Below are 20,858 nucleotides of genomic sequence, written 5' to 3' on the forward strand. Positions count from 1 at the left end.
TTTCCGGTGCTTTTGCGTCTGCTCGGCGTAATAGGTGACCTACACGGGCGCGTTGGCGGGCTGGAATGTCCCGGAGCTGTCGGCTTCCTCTTCCGCCCGGATCACGTGGACGACCGCGTTGATCAACGCCAGGTGGGTGAACGCCTGGGGGAAGTTGCCGAGATGACGGCCCGTACGTGGCTCGATCTCCTCGGCGTAGAGGTGCAGCGGGCTGGCGTAGGCCAGCAGCCGCTCGCACAGCCGCTTGGCACGCGTCACCTCACCGATCTCCACCAGCGCCGACACCAGCCAGAACGAGCAGATGGTGAACGTGCCTTCCTCGCCCGACAGCCCGTCGTCGGTCTCCTCGACGCGGTACCGCAGCACCAAGCCTTCCTCGGTGAGTTCGTCGGCGATGGCCAGCACGGTGTTGCGCACCCGCGGGTCGTCGGGCGGCAGGAACCTCGTCAGCACCACCAGCAGCAGCGAGGCGTCCAGCGCGTCGTCGCCGTAGCGCTGGGTCAACACGCCTCGGGAATCGACCCCGTGCTCGAGGATGTCGGCCTTGATCTCCTCGGCGATCTTTCGCCACTGCTGCGCATAGCTGACTTCGCCTTGACGTTCGGCAAGCTTCGCGCCGCGGTCCAGCGCCACCCAGCACATCACCTTCGACGACGTGAAGTGCTGCGGCTCCCCGCGCACCTCCCAAATTCCGCGGTCGGGCTCGCGCCAGTGCTTGATCGCCTCCTCGACCTGCTTCTTCAGCACCGGCCACAGCGTCTCCGGGACTTGCTCGCGCGATTTGGCGTGCAGGTAGAAGGAGTCCAGGACCGAGCCCCAGATGTCGTGCTGGTCCTGGTTGTAGGCGCCGTTGCCGATCCGCACCGGACGCGCGTGGTCGTAGCCGGACAGATGATGCAGTTCCTCTTCGACCAGGCTGCGCTCGCCACCGACGCCGTACATCACCTGCAGCGGATGTCGTTCGCCGTTGTTGGCGCCGGACACGTCGGCGATGAACGCGAAGAAGTCGTCGGCCTCGCGGTCCAGTCCCAGCGTGTAGAGCCCCCACAGCGCGAACGTCGAATCGCGAATCCACGCGTAGCGGTAATCCCAATTGCGCACTCCGCGCGGCGTTTCCGGGAGCGACGTGGTGCTGGCCGCCAGCAGCGCGCCGGTGGGCGAATACGTCAGCCCCTTGAGGGTGAGCGCGCTGCGCTGCAGGTACGCCCGCCACGGGTGATCGGGGAAGTTGCCGATGTTGATCCACTGCCGCCAGCACTCGGTGGTCTGCCACATCTTGTCGGCGGCCTCTTCGTAGGTCTGCGGCGGCGGATGCTTGGTCCAGCTCAGCGCGACGAAGATGTCGTCGCCCTCTTTCATCCGGGTGCGGGCGCGCGCTTCGCGCCCCTCCAGGCCGATGCGCAGGTTGGTGGTCAGCCGCAGCGCCGGGTGATCGTCGGGTTGCTTGCCGGCGCGGGCGACGGCCTCGCCGTAGGCGTTCGCCGAGTATTCCCAGGTGGCGCCGATGCGGTGGTAGTCGAACGCCGGCTCGCAGCTCATCATCAGCTCGACGGTGCCGCTGACGCAGCGCACTGTGCGGAGCAGGATGTGCTCGGCGTCCCAGTCCATCGGGGTGCGCCGGTGCGTTCGCGATCGCCGGTCGATGTCGTGCCACTTGCCCATCACCAGCGCGTCGCGCACGATCAGCCACCCGGTGTGGGTCTGCCAAGTGGTCTCCATGATCAGGCTGCCGGGCAGGTAGCGCCGCGCCGACGGCACCGAGACACCGTAGGGGCCCAGGCGGAAATGACCGGCGCTGCGGTCCAGAATCGCACCGAACACGCTCGGCGAGTCCGGACGCGGCACGCACAGCCACTCCACGGAACCGGCCGGCGATATCAGGCAGGTGGTCTCCCAGTCCGACAGGAACGCGTAATCGGCGATCGGCGGAAACGGGTTGCGCAGTGCCGAACTCGATGTGTAGGGCGTGGGCAAGCTGAAGTCGACGGCCGGAGAAGGGGCTGGCGTTACCGCTTCAATCTCGCTGACCTCTGAAGGGGCCGCCGGGTCGGCTGGCTGGTCGGCGGGTTGAGCTTGCAGGACCATCCCGACATCATCATCTGTCGACGTGCCCGGCGTCCATCCTTTGCGCGACTCGGTCTATCCTGCACGCCTCGCGTACTCGGGCGCGTGCTCGGACAGCGGGCCGATCGCCACCATGTAGCCGACGAATCGCCGTAACGCCGTCGATCTGCCCACCGCCCGTACTGCGCGGGGCGGCGGCCGGTCTCTACCGTCCACCGCGACGGCGACCACGTTCGCATGGATCGCGCGCTGCGCGGCCTGCAGGATCGCGGTCGGCACCCAGCGGCGCACCTGTACCCGGGCCAACTGCCGGGTGGATACGCGCCCGGCCCGCAGCGGGCCGGCCAACGTCCGCGCGGCGGCGACGGCGTCGGCGACCGCCAGGTTGATGCCGACGCCGCCGACCGGCGACATCGCATGAGCGGCATCGCCGATGCAGAGCAGCCCGTCGCAATACCAACGACGAAGCCGATTGAGTTGCACGTCAAGCAGTTTCACGTCGTCGAACGAACTCAACGTGTCGACTCGGTCGGCCAGCCAGGGCACCATGTCGACCAGCACGCGGCGCAATGCCTCGATGCCCGCCGACCGCAGCTCGGAGTCGGTCCCCTTCGGAATGATGTAGGCGATCTGGTAGTAGCTGCCCCGGTCGATCAGGATGGCGCCGTGCCCGGCGCGGAATGTGCCGGCAAGCCCGGGCGGATCATCGGGCCGGCGAAGTAACCGGAACCACCAGACGTCCATCGGCGCGCCGAACACTCGCGGTTTCAGACCGACGGCCGAGCGCACGGTCGACGAGCGGCCGTCGCAGGCCACCGTCAGCTCGGCGCGCATCTCCTTGACGGTGGCGTGGGGACGGCCCTCCGCGTTGTCGCGGTAGGTGACGCCGACGACCCGGTCGCCGTCGCGAATCACGCCGGTCACCTCGGTGCTGCGCAGCAACCGGAAGCTGGGCTCCGCGTCGGCGGCAGCGGCCAGCAACTCCAAGAAATCCCACTGCGGCACCAGGGCGATGTGTTGATGAGCTCCCGGCAATCGGGTCAAGTCCAGATCCACGGGTTGGCCCTGCAGCCGCATCCGGGCGGTGTCGATCAGACGGTGTGGAATCTGGGCGAACCGCGCACCCAAACCGAGTTCGTCGAGTAGGCGCAATGTGCTGGCGTGCACGGTGTCGCCGCGGAAATCGCGGAGAAAATCCGCGTGCTTTTCCATCACGGTGACTTTTACTCCGGCGCGGGCCAGCAGCAGGCCGAGCATCATGCCCGCGGGTCCGCCGCCGACGACGAGACACGTCGTGCGCTCGGCAGGCGGCATTGGCCGATCTTGACACATCGGAGTTCCGCCGACGGCTTTCTGGTGCCCGGGGTATGAGCAGGATTAGGGTGAGGCCGGTGAACGGGTTCCTGAGTTGGTGGGACGGGATCGAGCTGTGGCTTTCCGGGCTCGCCTTCGTGCTGCAGGCCATCCTGGTCATGCCCATCGTGCTGCTGCTGGCCTACATCCTGGCGGTGGTGCTGGACCGCCTGCTGGGCAGGGGCATTCAATTGATGCGCCGGGCCCGCCACGCCGACGAGGCGCTTGGATAGTCAGCATGCCTCGGTCGCACGTGACGTTGGTTCTCGTCACGCTGGTGGTGCTGGTGGTGGTCGCGTGGCTGCTGACGCACTGAGCCGACAAGAAGAAGGCGACCAGCGAATTCTGTTAGGCTTCCGGCCATGCACGTAGCACTGGGCGCTGTGCGCCGCCAGGCTTACGCGCTCGGCCACCGAAGCGGGACCGAGCGGGTTCGCGCTGTGTGCGACCTGCACTGTTGTCGCTGACCGAATCGCCCGTGCGCGGTACGGCGTGGACTTCGTGAATCCTTTCAGCAGTTCCAGACGCCTCCCGTAGCAACGGGGACAGCCGTTTGAAGGTCCCGCACTGGAAGGTCGTCAATGCCGCTGACGTTCAACATCGGAAGTTCACCGCGCCCGCGGCGCACTTCTGGGTTCGCGGTCGTGCTCGCGCTGGTCATCGGTGTCGTCTCGGCGTGCAGCGGCGGGGCCAGCGACGTGGTCGGCGGCGGCGGGCCGGCGGGTGCGAACACCAGCATCACCTTGGTCGCCTATTCGGCTCCGGAACCCGGATGGAGCAAGATCATTCCCGCGTTCAACGCCTCCGAAGAGGGCAAAGGCGTGCAGGTGATCACCTCGTATGGGGCCTCGGGCGACCAGTCCCGAGGCGTCGTAGACGGCAAACCGGCAGACCTGGTGAACTTCTCCGTCGAGCCCGACGTCACCAGGTTGATCAAGGCCGGAAAGGTTGCCAAGGACTGGAACACCGACGTCACCGGGGGCATCCCATTCGGCTCGGTGGTGACATTGGTGGTACGCGCGGGTAATCCGAAGAACATCAAAGGCTGGGATGATCTGCTGCGGCCCGGTGTGGAGGTCATCACGCCGAGCCCGCTGAGTTCGGGATCGGCGAAGTGGAATCTGCTTGCTCCGTATGCGGTTAAAAGCGAAGGCGGCCGAAACAGCCAGGCAGGGATTGACTTTGTGAACAAGTTGGTGCGCGAACACGTCAAACTGCGTCCCGGATCGGGACGAGAAGCCACCGACGTTTTCGTCCAGGGCAGCGGAGACGTGTTGATCAGCTACGAGAACGAGGCCATTGCCACTGAGCGACAAGGTAAACGGATCGAACATGTCAACCCGTCGCAGACCTTCAAGATCGAAAACCCGCTGGCGGTGGTGACCACCAGCCCGCACCTGAAGTCCGCGATCGCGTTCAAGAACTTCCAGTACACCGGTCCGGCGCAAAAGTTGTGGGCTCAAGCCGGTTTCCGGCCCGTCGACCCGGCGGTCGCCGCGGAATTCCGGGACCAATTTCCGGTACCGGTGAAACTGTGGACCATTGCCGACCTCGGTGGCTGGGACACCGTGGATTCGCAGCTGTTCGACAAAACCTCCGGCAGCATCACCAAGATCTATATGCAGGCCACCGGATGACGGCCGCGGTCATCCCGGACCCCGAAGCGGTCCGGCCAGAACTTGGCGCTGACCCTCCAACCGGGTCTTCGGATCACCGTTCACCGCGCACCACGTCACTTCGGGTCGGGGTGGCGACGTTGTGGCTTTCGGTGATCGTGCTGCTGCCGCTGGCCGCCATCGTCTGGCAGGCCGCGGGCGGCGGCTGGCAGGCCTTCTGGCTGGCGGTCACCTCGCACGCCGCGGTGGAGTCGTTCCGGGTGACGCTGACGATTTCGGCGGCGGTCACGCTGCTCAACACCTTCTTCGGCTTGCTGATTGCCTGGGTGCTGGTGCGCGACAACTTCTTTGGCAAACGCCTGGTCGACGTGATCATCGACCTGCCGTTCGCGCTGCCCACCATCGTCGCCAGCCTAGTGATGCTGGCCCTGTACGGAAGCAACAGCCCGGTGGGGCTTCACCTGCAACACACCGCATGGGGCGTGGGCGTGGCGCTGGCATTCGTCACACTGCCGTTCGTGGTGCGCGCCGTTCAGCCGGTGTTGCTGGAGATCGATCGGGAGACGGAGGAGGCGGCGGCCTCGTTGGGTGCCGACAACCTCAAGATTTTCACCTCCGTCGTGCTGCCGTCACTCACGCCCGCGTTGTTGTCGGGTGCGGGGCTGGCGTTTTCGCGCGCGATCGGCGAGTTCGGCTCGGTGGTCCTGATCGGTGGCGCCGTGCCGGGCAAGACCGAGGTCTCGTCGCAGTGGATCCGCACCTTGATCGAAAACGACGACCGCACCGGCGCCGCGGCGATATCCATTGTCCTGCTTTCGATCTCATTTATTGTCCTGTTCATCCTGCGCGTCATCGGAGCGCGCGCGGCCCGGCGCGAGGAGGTGGTCGCGTGAAGTTGTCGCCGCGAGTTCGCTACCTCATCCGAGCGATTGCGCTGGCGTACATCCTTGTGCTGCTGGCGGTTCCGGTGGCCGTGATCCTATGGCGTACGTTCCAGCCCGGGTTTGCTCAGTTCTACGACTGGGTCAGCACCCCGGCGGCCGTGTCCGCGCTGAACTTGTCACTCCTTGTCGTAGCGATCGTGGTGCCGCTGAATGTGATCTTCGGGATTCCGACGGCATTGGTGCTCGCGCGCAACCGCTTTCGGGGGAAGGGCGTCCTGCAGGCGATCATCGATCTGCCGTTCGCCGTCTCGCCTGTCGTCGTGGGCGTCGCGCTGATCGTGTTGTGGGGATCAGCCGGTGCGCTGGGCTTCGTGGAAAAAGACCTGGGGCTCAAGATCATCTTCGGCCTGCCCGGCATCGTACTGGCCAGCGTCTTCGTCACGCTGCCGTTCGTGGTACGCGAAGTCGAACCGGTCCTGCACGAACTGGGAACGGATCAGGAGGAGGCCGCGGCCACGCTGGGTTCCGGCTGGTGGCAAACCTTTTGGCGGATCACGCTGCCGTCCATCCGGTGGGGGCTGACCTACGGCATCGTGTTGACGGTCGCGCGAACCCTCGGCGAATACGGCGCGGTCATCATGGTGTCGTCCAACCTTCCCGGGACGTCACAGACGCTGACACTGCTGGTTTCGGACCGCTACAACCGCGGAGCGGAGTACGGGGCGTACGCGCTCTCGACGCTGCTCATGGCTGTTTCGGTGGTGGTTCTGATCGTCCAAGTCGTTCTCGACGCACGCCGGGCACGTGCGACCAGACAGGCCTGACAAGGAGATTCGCAGATGACCGAAATCGGGACCCGCCCCGACACGGAGGATGGGCACGCCATCATCGTGCGCGACGCCTACAAGCACTATGGCGATTTCGTCGCCCTGGACCATGTGGATTTTGTGGTGCCCGCCGGTTCGCTGACCGCGCTGCTGGGACCGAGTGGTTCGGGCAAGTCCACGTTGTTGCGTGCGATCGCGGGCCTGGATCAGCCGGACAGCGGCACCATCACGATCAACGGGCGCGATGTGACCGGGGTGCCCCCGCAGCGGCGCGGGATCGGGTTCGTTTTCCAGCACTATGCGGCGTTCAAACACCTGACCGTGCGTGACAACGTGGCGTATGGGTTGAAGATTCGCAAGCGGCCCAAGGCCGAGATCAAGCAGAAGGTCGACCATCTGCTGGAAGTGGTGGGGCTGAGCGGATTTCACACCCGCTATCCCAATCAGCTTTCCGGTGGTCAGCGCCAGCGCATGGCGTTGGCCCGGGCGCTGGCGGTCGACCCGCAAGTGCTGCTGCTCGACGAGCCGTTCGGGGCGCTGGACGCCAAAGTCCGTGAGGATCTGCGCAGTTGGCTACGCCGGCTGCATGACGAGGTGCACGTCACCACCGTGCTGGTCACTCACGATCAGGCCGAGGCGTTGGATGTCGCGGACCGGATCGCCGTCTTGAACAGGGGCCGTATCGAGCAGGTGGGCAGTCCGACCGAGGTCTATGACGCGCCGGCGAATGCGTTCGTGATGTCGTTTCTAGGTGCGGTGTCAGCCCTCAACGGCGTCCTGGTGCGCCCGCACGACATCCGGGTGGGCCGACGCCCCGACATGGCGATCGCCGGTGGCGACGGCACCGCCGATGCGATCGGCGTCGTACGCGCCACCGTCGAGCGAGTGGTGGCCCTGGGCTTCGAAGTGCGCGTGGAGTTGACGAACGCCGCCAGTGGGAGCCCGTTCACCGCGCAGATCACCCGCGGCGACGCCGAAGCGCTGGCATTGCGCGACGGCGACACTGTTTACGTGCGGGCCACCCGCGTTCCGCCGATCGCCGACGACAGCACGGTCGCTCGCGACGCGGACGAGGACGAGACGACGTTGACGTCTGCGTGACTGGCTGGGCCAGGTCGTACCGTCAACTTGATCGCGGTGTTCATGTTGGCCGTGCATCGCATGTCTGAGGCTTTACACGCGTAGTCACAGGTGTCACTTCAGCACCGGCGCGCTGCCACCAGTCGTTTCCGGAAAGTGCTAGCGCCGGCGATAGCACATCTATGAGCCGACACACCCGAGCCGTCCCGTGACTGGTGGGAACAATGTGACGAATTGGCGGACCGTGCGTTTCGGCCGCTCAGGCCGCGATGCGCCCCGCTCGCGCGCTGAGCGCCTGATCGAAGCGATCGAGCACCGTCTCGGCCACCAGCCGGTGTGCCCCCAGCGGTGCGGCCATGGCGATGCCGGCGTCTTCGGCAAAGCGCTGAACGCGATCTGGCACTCTCCCCGGCGCGAGAAACCACGGCGCGACGACCACCCGGCGCGCGCCCTGCCGGCGCAACCTGCCCAACCCCTCGGTCAGCGAGCGTTCCGCGCGGGTGGCGAATGCGGTCGTCGCACCGGCCCAACCGGTGCCTTTCAGCAGCTTCGGCGCTACCCGAGCAGTCCGCGCGTTTACCGCGAGATCGGATGTGCCGATCGCCACCAGGAGCACTCCCAGCTCCTCGTCGAAGCGAGAAACGCCCACGTCGGCCACTCGCTGCCGCAGGACCGCTACCAGCCGGTCGTCTTCGCCCAGCACTTGTGCCTGCCCGATTTCGAACCTCGGACCGCAGTCCGCGATCTGGCGTGGGATATCGAGGCGGGCGTGATAGGCGTTCGCCAGCAGCAGCGGTGTGATCACTGCCGGTCTGTCGACTGAAGTAAGCGCATCGACGAGGCTGGGCGAACTGTGTTCCAGAAATGCGAGCCGCACATCCAGACCCGGACGCATCGACGCCACCCGGTCTGCGACGGCATGCGCGTTGGCCGCCGAGCGCGGGTCCGCACTTCCGTGCGCGGTCAGAACCAGGGCCGTCACGACGCGTGCAACCCACATTCGGTTTTGGCCAGCCCCTGCCAGCGCCCGCTGCGCGGGTCGGCGCCCTCGGCCGGCTTCGCCGTGCAGGGAGCGCAGCCGATCGACGGATAGCCTTCGTAGACAAGCGGATTGACCAGTACGTCGTTCTCGTCGATGTAATCCTGCATGTCCTGATCGGTCCAGGCGGCCAGCGGGTTGATCTTCACCAACTTGAATGCCTCGTCGAAGCCGATCAGCGGTGCGTTGGCGCGCGTCGGCGCCTCGACGCGGCGCAGACCGGTCACCCAAGCCGAATAGCCGCGCAGCGCCTTGGTCAACGGCACCACCTTGCGCAGCCGGCAGCATTCGTTGGGTTCGCGGGCGAACAGGTTCTTGCCAAGCAGCTCGTCCTGCTCGACGACGGTGTGCTCGGGGGTGATGTTCAGAACCCGTATGTCGTAAACGGACTCGATCGCATCGCGGGTGCCGATCGTCTCGACGAAGTGATAACCGGTGTCCAGGAACAACACCGGCACGCCGGGCCGCACCCTGGCGGCCAGATCCACCAGCACGGCGTCCTGCATGTTCGACGCCACCACGTAGTTGCACGTGGCCCACCCGCGGGGCCCGTTGACGCCGCCGAAGTTCTCCTCGGTCCAGCGCAGCAAGTCGGTGGCGTCGGCACCATCTAGTTCCGCCGCACCGCGCGCCGCCAGTTCGCGCAGCTCCATCTCGGTGGGCCTGGTCGTTTCACCGCTCATCGCAGGTCGTCCTCGTCGGCGCGAACTGCCCACTGCGCGAAGCGCTCTCCTTCGTCGCGGTGCTTGAGGAAGTTGCGCACCACGCGATCGATGTAATCGCCCAGCTCGTCGCTTGTCACTTTGTGCTGGCGCAGCTTCCTGCCGAAACCGCTGTCCAGGCCCAGGCTTCCGCCCAGATGCACCTGAAAGCCCTCGACCGAACCGCCCTCACCGTCGTCGACCATCTGACCCTTGAATCCGATGTCGGCCACCTGGATCCGGGCACACGAGTTCGGGCACCCGTTGATGTTGACGGTGATCGGCACGTCGAGCGTGGCGTTGATGTCCTCCAGCCGCCGTTCCAGCTCGGGTGCCAAAACTTGTGCGCGGCCCCGGGTTTCGGCGAACGACAACTTGCAGAACTCAATTCCGGTGCACGCCATCAGATTCCGGCGCCAGTGCGACGGCCGCGACTGCAGCCCAAGCTTTTCCAGGCCCGCGATGGTCTCCTCGAGCTTGTCGTCGGGTATGTCGAGGACGACCAGCTTCTGGTACGGGGTGAACCGGATCCGGTTCGACCCGGCCCGCTCGGCCAGGTCGGCGACCGCCGACAGGATGGTGCCCGACACGCGGCCGGCGATCGGCGAAACCCCGACGGCGTTGAGCCCGTTCTTCAGCCGCTGCACGCCGACGTGATCGATCGGATGCTTGACCGGCTCGGGGGCCGGCCCGTCGATCAGGGAACGCTTCAGGTATTCGGTCTCGAGCACCTCACGAAACTTCTCGATACCCCAGTCCTTGATCAGGAACTTCAGGCGTGCCTTGGAGCGCAGTCGCCGGTAGCCGTAATCGCGGAATATCGAGGTCACCGCTGCCCACACCTCGGGCACCTCGTCCAGCGGGACCCAGGCGCCGAGCCGCTGGGCCAGCATCGGGTTGGTCGACAGGCCGCCGCCCACCCACAAGTCCAAGCCGGGTCCGTGTTCAGGGTGGTTGACGCCGATGAACGCGATGTCGTTGATCTCGTGCGCGACATCTTGCAGACCGGAGATGGCGGTCTTGTACTTGCGCGGCAGGTCGGCGAACTCAGGCTTACCGATGTAGCGGCGGACGATCTCCTCGATCGCCCAGGTCGGGTCCAGCACCTCGTCGAGCGATTCGCCGGCCAGCGGCGAGCCCAGCACCACACGCGGGCAGTCACCGCACGCCTCTGCGGTCTGCAGTCCCACCTCGTCCAGACGCCGCCAGATTTCGGGCACGTTTTCCACCTCGACCCAGTGCAGCTGCACGTTCTGCCGATCGGAGATGTCGGCCGTATCGCGCGCGAACTCCGTCGAGATCTGGCCGACCGTGCGCAACGCGGCGGTCGAGAGCGCGCCGCCGTCGCAGCGCACCCGCATCATGAAGTACCTGGCTTCAAGCAGGTCGGCGTTCTCGTCGCCGGTAAATGAGCCGTCGTAACCCTGCTCACGCTGCGTGTAGAGGCCCCACCAGCGAAAGCGCCCACGCAGATCGGATTTCTCGATGCTGTCGAACCCGTTCTTGGCGTAGATGTTCAAAATGCGGTCTCGCACCTCAAGCGGCGCGCCCGCCTGCTTCATCTCCTCGTTGGCGTTGAGCGGATCACGACTTCCCAGCGCCCACTGGCCCTCATCGCGGGCCTTATTTCGCGCCCCGGCGGGACGGGCTGTAGTCATACGGGAGTTCTCCTTCGCGAACATTCGCGGGCGTGACGGCGCACCTCACCGGTTCTGACTGGGAGGCGCAGATCCGGCGGCCAGCTGGTGGTACAGGTGGGCTGGGTCTACGACATCAAGGGAGACAGCAACAGCTGCAGACACGCTTGAGATCGATATGCCGCCGCGCCACCAAGGCGATACGCAAGCTGGGGTTCGCAACGGTCACGGGTGCCATTCTGCCATGAATGGCGACGAAGATCGTAACCAGGTCAAATTTGCGCTCACAGTGATTAAAATTAGCGGGTAAGTCTGGGTGGAAAGGTAAACAAACCGGGGAATCTGCTGTGGAATCCGGCTGCCCTGCCGCCATGGGATGATTTGGCATGACCCTTCGCGAGGCGCCGGTCGACCTGCCCGGCATGCAGCCGAGTCCCGGGGCCCCGTTCGGCATCTATGTGCATGTGCCGTTTTGCATAACTCGGTGCGGCTATTGCGATTTCAACACTTACACCCCCGCGGAGCTGGGCGGGGTCAACCCAGACACCTGGCTGGAGGCTCTGCGCACGGAGCTCGAACTGGCGGCCGCGCGGCTGGAAGCGCCGACGGTGGGGACGGTGTTCGTGGGCGGCGGGACGCCGTCGCTGCTGGGTGGAGAGCGCCTGAGCAGGCTGCTCGACATGGTGCGCGAGCACTTCACGCTGGCCGCCAACGCCGAGATCACCACTGAGGCCAACCCGGAGTCGACCTGGCCGGAGTTCTTCGCGGCGATCCGTGCGGCCGGCTACACGCGGGTCTCCCTCGGTATGCAATCCGTCGCGCCGCGGGTGCTGGCCACCCTCGACCGCGTGCACTCGCCCGGCCGCGCGACGGCCGCGGCCCGCGAAGCGATGGCCGCGGGCTTCGAACACGTCAGCCTCGACCTGATCTATGGCACCCCGGGGGAGTGCGAAGACGATCTACTGCGCTCTGTCGACGCCGCGGCCGAAACCGGTGTCGACCATGTGTCCGCGTATTCGCTGATCGTCGAGCCGGGCACCGCGCTGGCCCGCCGAGTCCGCAGCGGTGAGTTGGCCGCTCCCGACGACGACGTGCTGGCGCATCGCTACGAGTTGGTCGACGAGCGGCTGTCTGCCGCCGGCTTCGCCTGGTACGAGGTGTCGAACTGGTCGCGGCCGGGCGGCCAGTGCCTGCATAACCTCGGTTACTGGGACGGCGGACAGTGGTGGGGGGCAGGACCGGGCGCGCACGGTTTCATCGGCGCGACACGCTGGTGGAATGTCAAGCACCCCAACAGCTATGCAAGAGCACTCGCCGATGGTATGTTGCCGGTCGCCGGCTTCGAACAGCTCTCGACGGACGCCCTGCATACCGAGGACCTGATGCTGAAAACCCGGTTGGGCCAAGGGCTTCCGATGGAGATACTCGACGCGGATGAACGCCGGCGCGCCGCCACCCTATGCGCCGACGGGCTGTTGGCATCGGAGGGCGACCGGCTGGTCCTCACACCGCGCGGACGGCTACTGGCCGACGGGGTGGTCCGCACGCTGCTCGGATAACGGTGCGCGGCTTCAGCTCGTCGGGAACCAGTGCCCGACCATACGGGAAATCTCTATGTAGAGCGGGATTCCGATTGTGACGTTGTAGGAGAACGTCAAACCCAGCGACGCCGCCAGCGGCAGAGTGGGACTGGCCTCCGGGATGGCCAGGCGCTGGACGGCGGGCACGGCGATGTATGACGCAGCTCCGCACAGCACGGCGAACAGCACGTAGGTTCCCGGCTTGAACGGGGTGTTGGTGAGGTAGGCGTAGCTGTGGGCGACGATGATCCCAATCGTCGCAAACAGATTGGGTGCCAGCACACCGAAGAAGATGAAACCCAGACCCGCCGACCGCAAGTCCTTCAACTTGCGCGACGCCGTCATCCCCATCTCCAGCAGGAAAAGGCAAAGCACGCCCTGGAACGCCAGCACGAAGAAGTTGTCGTCGTCGTGAATGACCTTCTCGCCCTGCAGGCCACTGATCAGGCCGATGATGATGCCGCCGAGGAGCAGGACCAGCCCGGGATTGAGAAAGACTTCCTGAAACAGCTCACGGGAGAAAACGCGGGGCTTCTTGCCCGTTTTGACGGACTGGAACTCAGGATGCTCCATCTCTTCGAGCGACAACTCCAGTTCGAGGTCGATCGCGCTTTCGTTCTGGCTCTCGAGGCTTTCGCCATTTGCGGGCCGGGTGGCCGTCCCCGGCCCCACTTTGACCGGCCGGGTGTAGCCCGCCTCGTCCGGCATGTAGCCCGCCTCGTCCAATCCTCGATGCCGTAGCCGCGCGACCAGATACAGCGCCACCAGACAGCCAGGAATCTCCATGACTGCCAACATGACTGGCATGTAGGCGTTGAATGCGATGCCGACGCTGGTGAGCACGGCGACGCAGGTGGCGAAGGTACCGGCCGAGTCCGACCCGTAATAGCCTGCGACCGTTGCCTTATCGACTCGGCGCATGGTACTCAGCCGGCTCAGCAGAAAATAGGCCAAACCGCCGATCAGGAAGTTCAACAAGAAGCCGAGGACCACGAATCCGGCGATGTTGTCGATGTCGGCCGGCTTGACCCTGGCCAGCTCTTCGCCGCCATGCCAGCCGATGGCCAGCAGCAGGTACATGGTCAAGCCCTGATAAATCACATACGGAAACTCGAAGCGAACTTTCAGGACCGGGATCAGGAAGCCGAAGTAGAAGAAAAGCAAGAGGGGCTTGAACAAATTGTGGGTGAAGTTCTGCCAGAACTCTTGCAGCATATTGCCTCCCGTTCTCGGTGCGCCCGTCAAGGAAGCACCGAGCCTGCACGGAGCGTCCATGAATTCCAGACTGCTCTGGAACTTAGACCGGCTTACTCCGGCCCGCCACTCGAGAAACCTTCCGCCACCTGCCCCGACGGCCCTTGCGCCCCGCAGGCCGGCGAACGCGACGCCCACAAAGTTTGCGGACGGTGCGCCCCCTACTTGGCGGTCGAAACCAACGACGGCCTGACCCCGACTCCACGCCGGCGATGCGTCACCGACTGCCATGCCGACGGCGAATAGTGCACCGTGGTCTCTTCGAAGCCGTCGACCCGCGAAACCGTAAGCACGCCAGTCTCTTGATTGATCGTGAGTTCGTCCCCGTCGGCGGCCGCAATTTCTTCGCCGTTCGAGAGCCGGATTACGAACATGAGATTGTCCCCTCGATCGATATGTTGCTGCGTCGTGAATCGGGTGGTAGCTGGCGGATCCGGGCTCGGCCGTGTCCGCCGACGGTTAAGAGTGCGTTAACCATTCGCACAGCCACCCCTTCCCCGCGCCGGCGGAGCTGGACGGGCCGCCACGCACGCTCCGTGACTGGGTTGTTGCGGTCACGCGTGATGTTAGGAGAACTTCGGGGACGACGCCCGGGCGTCGACTGGCGGTCAGGTAAACGGTCAGGAAACATTTCGCTCTCCAGACGCCGGGATAAACCCGCCGGACCACCCCTCTGCCGCCGCTACCTGCGCGAACGGCGAGTTCTGGGACGGGGCGTCGGCCGGCCCGGAGGCGCGGATGACCCGCCGTCACTGGGTCAACCGTTAAATTCCAAGCGAGATTATCCGTATTTGCCCAGGTCGGCGGCTTTGTGACGAACGGGGTCGCGCAAGTTTGATAGGTTAGGCTACATTTACTAGCTGTGACGGATGTCGGTGTCGAGACGGGTTCTGTAGACATCTCGTCACTGTCCATTCCACTGCCCGCTCATATCGACCCCGCCGACTTCGCAGCCGAGCTGGCTGCGGTGCTGCCGGAGCGCGTCGGGGAGGAGTATCTGCTCTACGAGAGCGACGGCGAGTGGGCCTTGGCGATCGGTGTGCTGGCGATGGTCGAATTGGACAGCGACGAACTACGGGTGATCCGCGACGGCATCACCCAGCGCCAACAGTGGTCGGGCCGGCCGGGTCCGGTGTTGGCCGAAGCCGTGGATCGGCTGCTGCTGGAAACCGACCAGGTTTTCGGGTGGATCGCCTTTGAATTCGGCGTCTACCGCTATGGGCTGCAAGAGCGATTGTCAGCGAAAACCCCTCTGGCGCGGGTCTTTTGGCCCCGCCTTCGAATTGTGATCAGCCGGGCCGAGGTTCGTCTTTGCGGCGCGGACGACGACGTTCGCGAGATCGTTCACCGGGTTCTGGACGAGGGTGTGCGTGATTTGCCCCGCGCCCGCGCGGTGGACGTGACGACCGACCCGTCCGGTTACCGCGACCGCGTAGCTGCCGCCGTCCGCGAGGTCGCCGCAGGCGAGTACCACAAGGTGATCCTGTCCCGTTGCGTCGAAGTGCCTTTCGTGCTCGACTTTGCCTCCACCTACCGGCTGGGCCGGCGGAACAATACTCCGGTTCGGTCGTTCCTGTTGCGGCTGGGCGGTATTCGTGCCCTTGGGTACAGCCCGGAACTTGTTGCAGCCGTTCATGTCGACGGGCAGGTGATCACCGAGCCGTTGGCTGGGACGCGTGCGCTGGGCCGTGGTCGGCTGCTGGATCGTCTGGCACGCGACGAGCTGGAATCGAATCCCAAAGAGATTGTCGAGCATGCTATTTCGGTGCGGAGCTCATTGCAGGAGATCACCGAGATCGCCGAGCGGGGCAGTGCTGCCGTCACTGATTTCATGACGGTGCGCGAACGGGGCAGTGTGCAGCACCTCGGGTCCACCATCAGCGCACGGCTGGACCCGGCCAGCGACCGGATGGCTGCGCTGGAGGCGCTCTTTCCGGCGGTTACCGCGTCGGGCATTCCGAAAGCGGCCGGCGTGGAAGCGATCCTGCGTCTCGACGAAGCTCCGCGGGGGATGTATTCGGGCGCGATCGTGACCCTGTCCGCCGAGGGAGGCCTGGATGCCGCGCTGACGCTGCGGGCCGCCTACGAATGCGACGGGAAAACCTGGCTGCGGGCGGGAGCCGGCATCATCGAAGCCTCGGAACCCGAGCGGGAATTCGAAGAGACCTGCGAGAAGTTGTCCACCCTCGCGCCCTATCTCATTGCGCGCCAGTAGCCGCAGTTATTGGACCCGCCGCAGCCCCGGCGCGCTCTCCGATTCGGAGGATTGCACAAGGTAGTCGGCAAGCACCCGGCTGACCAGCGACTCGATGGTCGATTCGATTGACGACGCGAGAGTGGCGGTGACGGTGGCGACCGCCTGGGTGCGGAACCGGACCAGCATCGTGATCAACTCGGCGATCTCGGCATCGGCGGGCAGCCGCTCTCCCGGCTTGATCCGGTCCTGGACGTGTTCGGCGCCGGCGCGCACCAGCATGTCGCTGATCTCGTCGATCTTGGGCAGGATCTGCTCGTGCAGGTCGATGAGTTTGTCGATACTGATGCCGTAGCCGCGAATCTCGTTGAACGCCTCGATGAGTTTGGGTCTGGTGATGGTCGCCTGCCCTTCGTCGACGCGGATCACCTGCAGATCCAGCAGGCGCTGGAATGCACCCGGGTCGTCGATAAGTTGCTCGGCTTCGGCGAGTGGCATCGTCTGCGGTTTCTCGGTCGTCCAGGTGCCCACGATCGCCGATTCCAGGCCGAGAACATCACCGAGGTTTCGGCCCTCTTCCCAAGCGCTGAGCATTTCCCGGACGTGCGCGATGTTGTATCCGCGATCCAGCATCGAGGTGATCAGGCGCAGTCGGGTCAGATGCGTGTCGTTGAACAACGCGATACGGCCGACCCGCAAAGGGGGAGGCAGTAATCCGCGATCGCGGTAGACCCGGATATTGCGGGTGGTGGTGCCGGCCAGCCGGGCCAGGTCGTCGATCCGGTATTCGCCGGACGCCGCGATGTCCTGTGGATGGCGGACGGCCGCGTCGAACAGCTGTGATACCGCCGTCTCGACGAACTCGCGAAACTCGCGTGACTGGCGCCGGACGCGCTTGGGCGCGCGCCGGACGTTGTGCAGCACGCTGGCGACCGTGCCGGGTTCTGGCCGTGCTGGTCGATCGGGTGACATTTGAATGTGCCGCGTCACGCGGAGGAGGTGACCAGCGCGGGGGCGTCTTTGGCCACCGCCTCATAGTCCGAATAGCGGAAATCGTGCATCTGCCGAAGATACTGCGTGGCGGTTCCGGGGTACATGGCGGCGTTGAAGCCGTCTTTGGTGAGATACCAACTGCGGCAACCCGACATCCATGTCGTCTTGGTGAGCCGGCGCTGGATGCGTTCGTTGTGGCGGCGCTGGATCTCCGGGCGCACGTCGAGATAGCGCAAGTCGTTGTCCAGGATGGTGCTGATACCGCGCACCGCGTAGTCGAGCTGGCCTTCGATGTAGACCAGCAGCGAGTTATGGCCGGGCCCTGAGTTGGGTCCGGTCATGAAAAACAGATTCGGGTACCCGTGCGCGTTGATGCTCTTGTAGGCCTGCGCGCCGCTGGCCCATTCGGCTGCCAGGGATCGGCCACCGAGCCCGGTAACGGGGAACGGCGGCCCGGTCAGGTGGACGTCGTAACCGGTGGCGAACACGATGCAGTCGAGGTGGTGTTCGATGCCGTCGCTGGTGCGGATGCCGACCGGGCTCAGCGTCGCGATCGGCCAGTCGATGAGTTTGCAGTTCTCGCGCTGAAGCGCGGGGTAGTAGTCGCTGGATATCAGCATTCGTTTGCAGCCCGGTGCGAAGTCCGGGGTGAGCTGGCGGCGCAACCACGGGTCTTTGACCTGTGCGCGGATGTGAGCTTGACCCAGCCGGGCGACCAGCGACGTCAGCGGGGTTTTCCACACCATCGCCGTCGCGGTGGCTTCGTGCCCCCAGAACAGGACCTGACGGGCAAGTTGTTGGGTGGCAGGGACTTTGGCGAACAACGCCTGCACCGCGGGCGGGGTGGCGACGTCCAGGCGGGGCAGCACCCAGCCGGGCGTGCGCTGAAATACCTTGACGAAACCGGCCTGCTTGACAAGCTCGGGAATGATCTGGATCGCGCTGGCGCCGGTACCGATCACGGCGACCCGCTTACCGGTGAAATCGTAGTCGTGGTCCCAGCGGGCGCTATGAATCTTGTGACCCTGGTAGCTATCCAGGCCGCGGATGTCCGGGAAGCTGACATCGGACAGCGGGCCGGAGGCCAATACCACGGTGCGGGCGCTGAATCGTTTGCGGTTCTTCGTCGTTGCGGTCCAGATGCCGGCGTCCTCGTCGAACGCCAGCCCGGTGACCTCGTGACCGAAGCGGATATGACGACCGATGTCGAACCTGGCCGCCATGTCTTCGATGTGCCGACGGATCTCGTCGGCGGGGGAGTAGGTGCGCGACCAACTCGGGTTCTTGACGAACGAAAAGGAGTACAGCAGCGAAGGAACGTCGCAGCTCGCACCCGGATACGTGGTGTCGCGCCACGTTCCGCCGACCCGGTCGGAACGTTCCAGGATTACCATTCCTTCCGAATCGTTCAAGACACCGGCTTCGGCCAATCGGATCGCCGTGCCGAGCCCGGTGAAACCCGCTCCGATGACGAGCGTCGCGTAAATGTGCTGTCGCGCCATGATCACGCCGCGGGCTGGTGGGTGAGTTCTTTGAACCAGCTGGGCACCGGACGCAGCAGCGGCTCGGGATAGCGATCCGACAACCACACCATGGAATTGGCCACCAGGTGATAGGGATGGCGCGGGTTGACCACCATCGCGGCGTGCCGCTTGAGAAGTTGATAGGCGGGTACCCGCCGGGTGCGCTCACCGCGTTCGCCGAGTTGCTTGAAGCGTTTGACCGCGTTGTACAGTCGCTCGGGTTCCATTCCCATGCCGGCCATTTCGTTGCGCACGCGATTGAGCAGCGGGATGTACATCAGCGTGCCGATGATCACGCCCGGCGAAGCGACGGTGCCGACGAATTCGATGGCCAGCCGGCGCGCCTTCGCGTGACCGATCATGTCCAAAACCGCGAAATCGACTGCCAAATGCCGCGATTCGTCGTTGTTGATCTTTTCGAAGACCTGATGGCAGACCGGATCCTCTACCGAGTCCAGCAGGAACTTCAGCAACGCCCCGTCGAGGGCAACCTCCAGCATCGGGATCACGGTGCCCAGAACGGAAAGGGGCATGTTGTCGGCGTAGGTGTCCAGCCAATCCATGGCCAGCCGGATGTTGACGTTCGGTTCCGGCAACTCCCCGTCATCGAGCATGCCCCAGCGCTTCATCAGCGCCAGTTCGGCGTTGGCGTGTCGCTGTTCCTCGGCATGAAAGTATCGGTAGATCTCGGCCACCGTCGGGTTGGGCGCCTTCTTGGCCAGCGCCGCGAATCCGCGGGCACCGACATTCTCGATCCAGCACAGGTCGGCCATGAACGCCTTGAGCTTCGGACGGAATCCCGGCCGGATGGTGTCGGCACCCGGTGCGTCCCAGTCGATATCGGCGAGCGCCCATTGGCGATCCTTGATCTTGGCGAGCATGGCGTCCATTTCGATTGCCATCAGCTTCTCCTTCCGATCCCCGTTGATCAGTGCCTGTTCGTCCGCGACACCACGCCAACAGCGCGGGTAAATGTCTGTGGCGCCAGGCGTTTGACGTTCCAGCCGATCTTGGCGTCGAGTTGAGGCATGCAGTAGAGCTCACCCCGGTCGTGTGCGTCGAGGCACACGCGCGCCACTTTCTCCGCTGAAAAGCCGGTCCAGCGCATCAACTTGGCAGCCAGCTCGCTGGATTCTTCGCTGATCCGGCCGGACTCGACGATATTGGTCTTGACGAAGGTTGGGCACAGCACGGTGACTCTGACTGCGGTGCCGGATAATTCGGCCGCCAGGGTCTCAGACAGCGATAGCACTCCGGCCTTGCTGACGTTGTAGGCGGCCATTCCCGGAGCAGCCCCGAATGCCGCCGCCGAGGCCACGTTGATGATGCCGCGCGGCGCATGACACGGGTCCGCTTCGCGCAGGATCGGCGTGAATACATGGCAGCCGTGAATCGGTCCCCACAGATTGATGCCTAGGGTCCACACCCAATCGTCCAGCGGCGTATCGCCGATCGCATCGCCGCCGGCACCGACACCGGCGTTGTTGATCACCAGGGTGGGCGGTGCTCCGAACCAGGACTGCGACTGCTCGGCCAAGTCGCGCACCTCGTCGAACCGGGATACGTCGCAACGGATCGCCACCGCTTTTGCACCCTGCTCGACGACAGCGTCGGCCGTTTCTTGTGCTGCGGCCTCATTGATGTCGCTGCACACCACCATGCCACCGCGGCGGCCGAGTTCGACGGCGAACGCCGCGCCGATCCCGCTGCCGGCGCCGGTCACCACCGCGTAGGCGCCGTGGCTGGTCTTCGGTTTGCTCAGCAGTTTGTCCAGCGGTCCGAACATCATCAGCCCACCTGCTGGGCTGCGAGTACGCGCGCATCCTGCATTGCGTGCGCAATGAAGCGGGCGACATAGGCCATGGCTTTGGCCGCTTCGGGTGTCATTCGCGGCAGCGCTTGGAAAACGTGTACCTGGTGCGGCCAGATTTGCAGCTCGCATTTGCCGCCGGCGGCGCGGCGCTTCCCCCGACGCTGATCCAAGCGGGCGGCGCTGAAATGCTGCAAGAAGACGCGCGTCAGCTCGCAGCGGACATCCGCGCCGCCGGCGGCAAATGCGAGCTGCAAATCTGGCCGCACCAGGTACACGTTTTCCAAGCGCTGCCGCGAATGA

At 65.1% G+C, this 20,858-nt stretch carries 19 protein-coding genes and 1 pseudogene; 8 read left to right on the plus strand and 12 right to left on the minus strand.

The window, feature by feature from the left end:
• Nucleotides 1–39 precede the first annotated feature (39 nt).
• Nucleotides 40–2,085, minus strand: coding sequence for a glycoside hydrolase family 15 protein (locus A9W99_RS19615; RefSeq protein WP_067381939.1), 2,046 nt, complete (start codon nucleotides 2,083–2,085; stop codon nucleotides 40–42).
• A 54-nt stretch (nucleotides 2,086–2,139) separates the two neighbouring features.
• Nucleotides 2,140–3,378 (minus strand): FAD-dependent oxidoreductase, encoded by a 1,239-nt coding sequence (locus A9W99_RS19620; protein WP_067381941.1) that lies wholly within the window; start codon nucleotides 3,376–3,378, stop codon nucleotides 2,140–2,142.
• Between the two features lie 68 nt (nucleotides 3,379–3,446).
• On the opposite strand from A9W99_RS19620, the gene A9W99_RS19625 reads away from it, so the two are divergent.
• From A9W99_RS19625 to A9W99_RS19645, 5 genes are all read left to right on the plus strand, one after another.
• Nucleotides 3,447–3,650, plus strand: coding sequence for a hypothetical protein (locus A9W99_RS19625; protein WP_156623195.1), 204 nt, complete (start codon nucleotides 3,447–3,449; stop codon nucleotides 3,648–3,650).
• Nucleotides 3,651–3,998: 348 nt separating this feature from the next.
• On the plus strand, nucleotides 3,999–5,054 hold the full coding sequence (locus tag A9W99_RS19630; RefSeq protein ID WP_067381944.1) for a sulfate ABC transporter substrate-binding protein: 1,056 nt from the start codon (nucleotides 3,999–4,001) through the stop codon (nucleotides 5,052–5,054).
• A complete protein-coding gene (cysT, locus tag A9W99_RS19635) occupies nucleotides 5,051–5,926 on the plus strand; it encodes a sulfate ABC transporter permease subunit CysT (RefSeq protein ID WP_067381947.1) in 876 nt (291 codons plus the stop codon). Before A9W99_RS19630 ends, cysT begins: the two co-directional genes overlap by 4 nt.
• Nucleotides 5,923–6,741 carry a sulfate ABC transporter permease subunit CysW gene (gene cysW / locus A9W99_RS19640; protein ID WP_067381950.1) on the plus strand — a complete coding sequence of 273 codons (819 nt, stop codon included), beginning with the start codon at nucleotides 5,923–5,925 and terminating at the stop codon, nucleotides 6,739–6,741. Before cysT ends, cysW begins: the two co-directional genes overlap by 4 nt.
• A gap of 15 nt (nucleotides 6,742–6,756) precedes the next feature.
• Entirely contained in the window at nucleotides 6,757–7,845 is a 1,089-nt protein-coding gene (locus A9W99_RS19645; protein ID WP_067381953.1) for a sulfate/molybdate ABC transporter ATP-binding protein, read from the plus strand.
• 238 nt (nucleotides 7,846–8,083) lie between these two features.
• On the opposite strand, the gene A9W99_RS19650 is transcribed toward A9W99_RS19645, so the two are convergent.
• The 4 genes from A9W99_RS19650 to A9W99_RS27850 form a co-directional block, all read right to left on the minus strand.
• Nucleotides 8,084–8,806 carry a sirohydrochlorin chelatase gene (locus tag A9W99_RS19650; protein WP_067381956.1) on the minus strand — a complete coding sequence of 241 codons (723 nt, stop codon included), beginning with the start codon at nucleotides 8,804–8,806 and terminating at the stop codon, nucleotides 8,084–8,086.
• The gene (locus A9W99_RS19655; protein WP_067381959.1) at nucleotides 8,803–9,546 is read right to left on the minus strand and encodes a phosphoadenylyl-sulfate reductase; all 744 of its coding nucleotides are present in this window, start codon (nucleotides 9,544–9,546) and stop codon (nucleotides 8,803–8,805) included. The genes A9W99_RS19650 and A9W99_RS19655 overlap by 4 nt, the downstream gene beginning before the upstream one ends.
• Nucleotides 9,543–11,222 (minus strand): nitrite/sulfite reductase, encoded by a 1,680-nt coding sequence (locus A9W99_RS19660; RefSeq protein ID WP_067381961.1) that lies wholly within the window; start codon nucleotides 11,220–11,222, stop codon nucleotides 9,543–9,545. Before A9W99_RS19660 ends, A9W99_RS19655 begins: the two co-directional genes overlap by 4 nt.
• 115 nt (nucleotides 11,223–11,337) lie before the next feature.
• Nucleotides 11,338–11,655 (minus strand): Ms4527A family Cys-rich leader peptide, encoded by a 318-nt coding sequence (locus A9W99_RS27850; protein ID WP_371514973.1) that lies wholly within the window; start codon nucleotides 11,653–11,655, stop codon nucleotides 11,338–11,340.
• On the opposite strand from A9W99_RS27850, the gene hemW reads away from it, so the two are divergent.
• On the plus strand, nucleotides 11,588–12,760 hold the full coding sequence (gene hemW, locus A9W99_RS19665; RefSeq protein WP_067381964.1) for a radical SAM family heme chaperone HemW: 1,173 nt from the start codon (nucleotides 11,588–11,590) through the stop codon (nucleotides 12,758–12,760). The two genes, A9W99_RS27850 and hemW, sit on opposite strands and share 68 nt — an antisense overlap.
• Before the next feature lie 12 nt (nucleotides 12,761–12,772).
• Here hemW and A9W99_RS19670 read toward each other — a convergent pair whose 3' ends face one another.
• Both A9W99_RS19670 and A9W99_RS19675 read right to left on the minus strand, forming a co-directional pair.
• Nucleotides 12,773–13,996 carry a sodium-dependent bicarbonate transport family permease gene (locus tag A9W99_RS19670; RefSeq protein WP_067381967.1) on the minus strand — a complete coding sequence of 408 codons (1,224 nt, stop codon included), beginning with the start codon at nucleotides 13,994–13,996 and terminating at the stop codon, nucleotides 12,773–12,775.
• 200 nt (nucleotides 13,997–14,196) lie between these two features.
• Complete coding sequence (locus A9W99_RS19675; protein ID WP_067381971.1) at nucleotides 14,197–14,409, minus strand: hypothetical protein; 213 nt, start codon at nucleotides 14,407–14,409, stop codon at nucleotides 14,197–14,199.
• A gap of 488 nt (nucleotides 14,410–14,897) precedes the next feature.
• Between A9W99_RS19675 and A9W99_RS19680 the strand changes: the two genes are divergently transcribed.
• Nucleotides 14,898–16,250, plus strand: coding sequence for a salicylate synthase (locus tag A9W99_RS19680; protein WP_067381974.1), 1,353 nt, complete (start codon nucleotides 14,898–14,900; stop codon nucleotides 16,248–16,250).
• 6 nt (nucleotides 16,251–16,256) lie between these two features.
• On the opposite strand, the gene A9W99_RS19685 is transcribed toward A9W99_RS19680, so the two are convergent.
• Genes A9W99_RS19685 through A9W99_RS19700 form a run of 4 tightly spaced genes read right to left on the minus strand, consistent with a single transcriptional unit; the run spans nucleotide 16,257 to nucleotide 20,531 of the window.
• A complete protein-coding gene (locus tag A9W99_RS19685; protein WP_067381977.1) occupies nucleotides 16,257–17,201 on the minus strand; it encodes a MerR family transcriptional regulator in 945 nt (314 codons plus the stop codon).
• Nucleotides 17,202–17,215: 14 nt separating this feature from the next.
• Nucleotides 17,216–18,730: an NAD(P)/FAD-dependent oxidoreductase gene (locus A9W99_RS19690; RefSeq protein WP_067381979.1), complete on the minus strand. Its 1,515-nt coding sequence runs from the start codon at nucleotides 18,728–18,730 to the stop codon at nucleotides 17,216–17,218.
• A complete protein-coding gene (locus A9W99_RS19695) occupies nucleotides 18,727–19,647 on the minus strand; it encodes a reductase (RefSeq protein WP_067381982.1) in 921 nt (306 codons plus the stop codon). The genes A9W99_RS19690 and A9W99_RS19695 overlap by 4 nt, the downstream gene beginning before the upstream one ends.
• Before the next feature lie 26 nt (nucleotides 19,648–19,673).
• Complete coding sequence (locus A9W99_RS19700; RefSeq protein WP_067382013.1) at nucleotides 19,674–20,531, minus strand: SDR family NAD(P)-dependent oxidoreductase; 858 nt, start codon at nucleotides 20,529–20,531, stop codon at nucleotides 19,674–19,676.
• A gap of 161 nt (nucleotides 20,532–20,692) precedes the next feature.
• Between A9W99_RS19700 and A9W99_RS26225 the strand changes: the two are divergent.
• Nucleotides 20,693–20,858, plus strand: a pseudogene (locus A9W99_RS26225) (alpha/beta hydrolase); the annotation flags it as partial.

Source organism: Mycobacterium sp. 1164966.3 (assembly GCF_001665395.1).
GTDB lineage: Bacteria > Actinomycetota > Actinomycetes > Mycobacteriales > Mycobacteriaceae > Mycobacterium.